Genomic DNA, 1,547 nt, shown 5'->3' on the forward strand with positions numbered 1-1,547 from the left:
GGCGAAAAAAAGCCGGGGAGTTGATAGCTACCCGGCAAATAGCAAGCAGATCCTTCGGATGCTGCCCACAGAGGAGACTGCGCCCTACCCCATCGCCTTAAGATGCTGAATGATCTCGCCGGCCATCGGTTGCGCATCGCCGTAGAGCATCCGGCAATTATCCGTATAGAACAGCGCATTCTCCACGCCGGAGTAACCGGTGCCTTTCCCGCGCTTGATCACGATCACGTTATGCGCCATATCCGCATTGAGGATCGGCATGCCATAGATCGGGCTGGCCTTGTCGGTGCGTGCCGTCGGATTCACCACATCATTCGCCCCGATGATCAGGGCGACATCGGTCTGGCCGAACTCGCCATTGATCTCTTCCAGATCGAAGATCTTGTCGTAAGGCACGCCGGCCTCGGCCAACAGCACATTCATGTGCCCCGGCATCCGACCCGCTACCGGGTGAATGGCGAACTTCACCTCGACCCCGCAGTTCTCGAGCATCGAGGTCATCTCCCACACCTTGTGCTGGGCATGGGCCACCGCCATGCCGTAGCCCGGGACGATGATCACCTTGGAGGCGTAACGCATCATCGCTGCCGCATCGAGTGCACTCAGCTCCTTCATCGTGCCGCTGATCGCTTCACCCGGGCCGCTCGCTACCATCGGCGTAAACAGGATGTTGGAAATCGGTCGGTTCATCGCCTTGGCCATCAGCTGGGTGAGCAAGGTACCGGCCGCACCAACGACGATACCGGCAATGATCAGTGCCGGGTTGCCCAGGACATAGCCTTCGAAACCGACCGCCAGACCCGTGAAGGCATTGAACAGCGAAATCACCACCGGCATGTCGGCCCCGCCGATCGGCAGGGTGACGATCAGGCCGAGGAGCAGAGCGACGACGAAGAAGCCGATGATCAGTGCCGGCTGGGCCGGGGCCATGGCGACCATGGCGCCGCCGAGGGCGATGGCGATCAGGGCGAGAACGATGTTGACTGCATTCTGGGCCGGCAGGCGATGGGCTTTCTTGAGCACACCCTGCAGCTTGGCCCAGGCGACGCAGGAGCCGGTGAAGGACACCGCGCCAATCAGCGCCCCGATGACAGCCAGCACCGTCGTCGCCAGACTATGGGCATCCCCCTTGGCGAATTCGATGGCGGCAATGGCGGCAGCAGCACCACCGCCCATGCCGTTGTAGATGGCGACCATCTGCGGCATGTCGGTCATCTTGACCTTCTTGCCCGAGATCCAGGCGGCCGAACCGCCCAGTGCAAGGGCCAGGGCCATCAGAGCGAGATTCTGCAGGCCGGGAATCAGGAAGGTGCCAGCAATGGCAATTAGCATGCCGTAGCCGGCGATGACGATGCCCTTGCGGGCGCTGGCCGGCGAGCTCATGCCTTTGAGGCCAAAGATGAACAGTGCAGCGCCGAGGAACCAGGCGCCTTGAACGTAGAAGGGTAGAGTCATCATGCGCCCTCCTTCTTCTTGAACATGGCGAGCATGCGCTCGGTGACGACGTAACCGCCGGCGGCATTGGCCGCACCGAGGGCGACGGCGAA

At 61.9% G+C, this 1,547-nt stretch carries 2 protein-coding genes; both read right to left on the bottom strand.

Annotation, left to right across the window (positions count from 1 at the left end; all coding sequences use genetic code 11):
- Positions 1 to 84: 84 nt before the first annotated feature.
- Positions 85 to 1,455 (bottom strand): NAD(P)(+) transhydrogenase (Re/Si-specific) subunit beta, encoded by a 1,371-nt coding sequence (locus WBK19_RS14535; protein ID WP_511290917.1) that lies wholly within the window; start codon positions 1,453 to 1,455, stop codon positions 85 to 87.
- On the bottom strand, positions 1,455 to 1,547 hold a 93-nt coding region (locus tag WBK19_RS14540; RefSeq protein ID WP_511290919.1), incomplete at its 5' end, for a proton-translocating transhydrogenase family protein. The genes WBK19_RS14535 and WBK19_RS14540, both read right to left, overlap by 1 nt.

This window comes from Azonexus sp. (assembly GCF_049652925.1).
Classification (GTDB): domain Bacteria; phylum Pseudomonadota; class Gammaproteobacteria; order Burkholderiales; family Rhodocyclaceae; genus Azonexus.